The 5,662-nt window shown below is 54.5% G+C and carries 2 tRNA genes, 2 rRNA genes and 1 pseudogene; all 5 read right to left on the reverse strand.

Going from position 1 to position 5,662, the window contains the following annotated elements:
- Positions 1-96: 96 nt before the first annotated feature.
- Positions 97-2,915: ribosomal RNA gene (locus AC0L3H_RS32620) — 23S ribosomal RNA — on the reverse strand.
- Between the two features lie 370 nt (positions 2,916-3,285).
- Positions 3,286-3,361, reverse strand: a tRNA-Ala gene (locus tag AC0L3H_RS32625).
- 47 nt (positions 3,362-3,408) lie between these two features.
- Positions 3,409-3,485: transfer RNA gene (locus AC0L3H_RS32630), tRNA-Ile, on the reverse strand.
- A 294-nt stretch (positions 3,486-3,779) separates the two neighbouring features.
- A 16S ribosomal RNA gene (locus AC0L3H_RS32635) occupies positions 3,780-5,264 on the reverse strand.
- Together the 16S and 23S rRNA genes with 2 tRNA genes alongside form the textbook arrangement of a ribosomal RNA operon.
- A 199-nt stretch (positions 5,265-5,463) precedes the next feature.
- A pseudogene (locus AC0L3H_RS32640) lies at positions 5,464-5,662 on the reverse strand (hypothetical protein); the annotation flags it as partial.

Consider the following 5,662-nt stretch of genomic DNA (forward strand, 5'->3'; position numbering starts at 1 on the left):
TCCGGCGCCCTCGCGGAGCATAGGCCCGTAAGGGCCGCTCATGCGTGAGCGCTGGTAAGACCATCTGACTTTGTCAGATGGGCATAGGGAATGAGAACGATCAAGCCGATCGAACTATTAGTACCGGTAAGCTTCAAGCGTTGCCGCTCTTCCACACCCGGCCTATCAACGTGGTCGTCTTCCACGGTTCTCAGGGAATACTCGTTTTAAGGTGGGTTTCCCGCTTAGATGCCTTCAGCGGTTATCCCGTCCGGATATAGCTACCCTGCTATGCGGCTGGCGCCACAACAGGTCCACCAGAGATCCGTCCATCCCGGTCCTCTCGTACTAGGGACAGATCCTTTCAATATTCCTACACCCACGGCAGATAGGGACCGAACTGTCTCACGACGTTCTGAACCCAACTCACGTACCGCTTTAAATGGCGAACAGCCATACCCTTGGGACCTGCTCCAGCCCCAGGATGCGATGAGTCGACATCGAGGTGCCAAACAACCCCGTCGATATGGACTCTTGGGGGTCATCAGCCTGTTATCCCCGGCGTACCTTTTATCCGTTGAGCGATGGCCCTTCCACGCGGGACCACCGGATCACTATGACCGACTTTCGTCTCTGCTCGACTTGTCAGTCTCGCAGTCAGGCAGGCTTATGCCATTGCACTCAGCGAACGATTTCCGACCGTTCTGAGCCCACCATCGCGCGCCTCCGTTACTCTTTAGGAGGCGACCGCCCCAGTCAAACTACCCACCATACATTGTCCCGGACCCGGATGACGGGCCGCGGTTAGACATCCATAGTGATAAGGGTGGTATTTCAAGGGTGGCTCCACCTGAGCTGGCGCCCAGGTTTCAAAGCCTACCACCTATCCTACACATGCCACTACGAATGCCAATGTAAAGCTATAGTAAAGGTGCACGGGGTCTTTCCGTCTAACCGCAGGAACCCCGCATCTTCACGGGGAATTCAATTTCACTGAGTCTATGCTGGAGACAGCGGGGAAGTCGTTACGCCATTCGTGCAGGTCGGAACTTACCCGACAAGGAATTTCGCTACCTTAGGACCGTTATAGTTACGGCCGCCGTTTACTGGGGCTTCGATTCAGAGCTTGCACCCCTCCTCTTAACCTTCCAGCACCGGGCAGGCGTCAGACCCTATACGTCGTCTTGCGACTTCGCAGAGCCCTGTGTTTTTGATAAACAGTCGCTACCCCCTGGTCTGTGCCACCCTCCTCCACTTGCGTGGAAAAGGGTCACGCTTCTTCCGAAGTTACGCGTGCAATTTGCCGAGTTCCTTCAGCATAGTTCTCTCAAGCGCCTTGGTATACTCTACCAGTCCACCAGTGTCGGTTTCGGGTACGGTCTATAAGGAGGAGCTATTTCCTGGAACCACGCAGCAGCCCGTTCAATCCGATAAGATTGGACTACCTCAATGATCCGTCACTTCCTCCAGGCCCACGAATATTAACGTGGTTCCCATCGTCTACGCATTTCTGCCTCGACTTAGGGGCCGGCTAACCCTGCTCAGATTAGCTTTAAGCAGGAACCCTTGGACTTTCGGCGGGGGAGTCTCTCACTCCCCTTACGTTACTCATGTCAGCATTCGCACTTCTGATACCTCCACCACCCCTCACGGGTATGGCTTCATCAGCTTACAGAACGCTCCGCTACCGCTCGTGATTGCTCACGAACCCTAAGCTTCGGTGTATGGCTTGAGCCCCGTTACATTTTCGGCGCAAAGACCCTTATTTAGACCAGTGAGCTGTTACGCTTTCTTTAAATGATGGCTGCTTCTAAGCCAACATCCTGGTTGTTTTGGGATCCTCACATCCTTTCCCACTTAGCCATAACTTGGGGACCTTAGCTGTAGGTCAGGGTTGTTTCCCTTTTCACGACGGACGTTAGCACCCGCCGTGTGTCTGCCGACTAGTACTCCCAGGTATTCGGAGTTTGGTTAGGTTTGGTAATCCGGTGAGGACCCCTAGCCCATCCAGTGCTCTACCCCCTGGGGTATTCGGTCGACGCTCTACCTAAATAGATTTCGCGGAGAACCAGCTATTTCCGAGTTTGATTGGCCTTTCACCCCTAGCCACAAGTCATCCCGAACTATTGCAACAGTTATGGGTTCGGTCCTCCAGTAAGTGTTACCTTACCTTCAACCTGCTCATGGCTAGATCACTCGGTTTCGGGTCTAATGCGACGAACTGAACGCCCTGTTCAGACTCGCTTTCGCTGCGCCTACACCTAGCGGTTTAAGCTTGCTCGTCACACTAAGTCGCTGACCCATTATACAAAAGGTACGTGGTCACCCAGGACGAACCTTGGACTCCCACTGTTTGTAGGCAATCGGTTTCAGGTACTCTTTCACTCCCCTTGTCGGGGTGCTTTTCACCTTTCCCTCACGGTACTAGTTCGCTATCGGTCATGCACGAGTACTTAGGCTTGGAGGGTGGTCCCCCCAATTTCAGACAGGATTTCACGTGTCCCGCCTTACTCGAGGACGATGACTTGCATTACGCGTACGGGGCTGTCACCCACTATGGCCCTACTTTCCAGAAGGTTCCGCTTGTCTCATCATCGCCACTGGCCTGGTCCGGGTTCGCTCGCCACTACTGCCGGAGTCTCGGTTGATGTCCTTTCCTACGGGTACTTAGATGTTTCAGTTCCCCGCGTTCGCCACTTTATCCCTATGTATTCAGGATAAGTTACCTATAACAGATCCTTGGAAACCACAGCAGCCAGTCGGCCTTTCGACCACTGGCTGCTCTGATTTTCCAAGCACCTTAGGTGGGTTTCCCCATTCGGAAATCTACGGATCAAAGGGTATTCGCACCTCCCCGTAGCTTATCGCAGCGTATCACGTCCTTCATCGCCTGTGCATGCCAAGGCATCCACCAATTGCCCTTAAGACACTTGATCGTTCTCATTGCCAATACCCACCGCGCGATCCCAAAGGGATCGTCGCTCGAACCAGATCCTGTGCAGGATCTAGCTTCAATGGAATTGGCACAAAAAGACCAGCTTCTCGAGATCGGTTCGAGGGTGCGGTTAGGCAAACCCATCATATGCGGGAGATTGAGCGTCTCCCGCGACAAATCACACCCCTTGCGGGCTATGAAGTTCGAACAAATCTTCTCTTTACGATGTCAAACAGAACAGGCGGAGAGCTAGATGCTCGCCGCAAATCTTTTTAACGAATGACTTTTTCTCAAGCCCGCTTCACATCCACTCGACACCTCTTCCCTCTTTTCAAAAGAAGGTAGCGACAATCCTTGCGGATTGCGCGAAGTGGTGGAGCCGGACGGGATCGAACCGACGACATCCTGCTTGCAAAGCAGGCGCTCTCCCAGCTGAGCTACGGCCCCTGATACCTTTTGTCGAGGAAGATCGACAATCCTTGCGGATTGCGAAGTGGTGGGCCTGGGAGGACTTGAACCTCCGACCTCACGCTTATCAAGCGCGCGCTCTAACCAACTGAGCTACAAGCCCTAAGCCCCAAGCGCAGATGGTAGCCAGATGTCGAGGCAGAGCCTCGCAAGGCCGCCAAATCCAACTAAAACCGGCGGCCGTCGCGGCTCGTGCCGCGCCCTCGCGGAGCGCCAGGCCAAAGGCCGACACGGCGCGCGAGCGCAATCAAAGTCATTCGCGAAGAAAGAGAAACGAAGGCGGCAGACCCGCTTAAGGTATGCACGACGGTAAGAGTGACTCTCTTCCGTCTTGTTCCAAGTAAACCAGAAGGCAGAGGCTCAACGAGTGAGCGTTTCCATTGAGGTTTATCCTTAGAAAGGAGGTGATCCAGCCGCAGGTTCCCCTACGGCTACCTTGTTACGACTTCACCCCAGTCGCTGACCCTACCGTGGTCGCCTGCCTCCTTGCGGTTAGCACAGCGCCTTCGGGTAAAACCAACTCCCATGGTGTGACGGGCGGTGTGTACAAGGCCCGGGAACGTATTCACCGCGGCATGCTGATCCGCGATTACTAGCGATTCCAACTTCATGCACTCGAGTTGCAGAGTGCAATCCGAACTGAGATGGCTTTTGGAGATTAGCTCGACCTCGCGGTCTCGCTGCCCACTGTCACCACCATTGTAGCACGTGTGTAGCCCAGCCCGTAAGGGCCATGAGGACTTGACGTCATCCCCACCTTCCTCTCGGCTTATCACCGGCAGTCCCCTTAGAGTGCCCAACTGAATGCTGGCAACTAAGGGCGAGGGTTGCGCTCGTTGCGGGACTTAACCCAACATCTCACGACACGAGCTGACGACAGCCATGCAGCACCTGTCACCGGTCCAGCCGAACTGAAGGTCTCCATCTCTGGAGACCGCGACCGGGATGTCAAGGGCTGGTAAGGTTCTGCGCGTTGCTTCGAATTAAACCACATGCTCCACCGCTTGTGCGGGCCCCCGTCAATTCCTTTGAGTTTTAATCTTGCGACCGTACTCCCCAGGCGGGAAGCTTAATGCGTTAGCTGCGCCACCGACAAGTAAACTTGCCAACGGCTAGCTTCCATCGTTTACGGCGTGGACTACCAGGGTATCTAATCCTGTTTGCTCCCCACGCTTTCGCACCTCAGCGTCAGTACCGAGCCAGTGAGCCGCCTTCGCCACTGGTGTTCCTCCGAATATCTACGAATTTCACCTCTACACTCGGAATTCCACTCACCTCTCTCGGACTCGAGATACCCAGTATCAAAGGCAGTTCCGGGGTTGAGCCCCGGGATTTCACCCCTGACTTAAATATCCGCCTACGTGCGCTTTACGCCCAGTAATTCCGAACAACGCTAGCCCCCTTCGTATTACCGCGGCTGCTGGCACGAAGTTAGCCGGGGCTTCTTCTACGGTTACCGTCATTATCTTCACCGTTGAAAGAGCTTTACAACCCTAGGGCCTTCATCACTCACGCGGCATGGCTGGATCAGGCTTGCGCCCATTGTCCAATATTCCCCACTGCTGCCTCCCGTAGGAGTTTGGGCCGTGTCTCAGTCCCAATGTGGCTGATCATCCTCTCAGACCAGCTATGGATCGTCGCCTTGGTAGGCCATTACCCCACCAACTAGCTAATCCAACGCGGGCTCATCCATCTCCGATAAATCTTTCTCCATAAGGACGTATACGGTATTAGCTCCAGTTTCCCGGAGTTGTTCCGTAGAGATGGGTAGATTCCCACGCGTTACTCACCCGTCTGCCGCTCCCCTTGCGGGGCGCTCGACTTGCATGTGTTAAGCCTGCCGCCAGCGTTCGTTCTGAGCCAGGATCAAACTCTCAAGTTTAGTAAGACTTTGATTTGGCTTTATCTGGTCACGCTTTGAATTGACGAGAACATTCACACCTGGACACTTTCATGCCCTGGTAGACTTATTCTCTCAAAACGTGTCCGCCAAAGTCTCGTTCGAACCCAACATCCCTGGCGGAATGAAAGGCTCAGCAGGACTCTGCCGCCCACGTTTCTCTTTCTTCAATATTCAATTGTCAAAGAACAGACATCGCAGACGCGGTGTCGTGGCCCGTACGCTTGTGGCTCGGGGCCGTTCGAGTGTCGCTCACGCGGCTCTCTTGAATTTCGCAGAGGGCAGATCTAGAAGCGAACTTCTTCGTCGCCAGCGGCGCGCCGCCCTCGTTGGTGAGGCGTATATAGTCGGCGCCCATCCAAAGTGTCAACAACGATTTC

The organism is Mesorhizobium sp. WSM4816, from assembly GCF_055811535.1.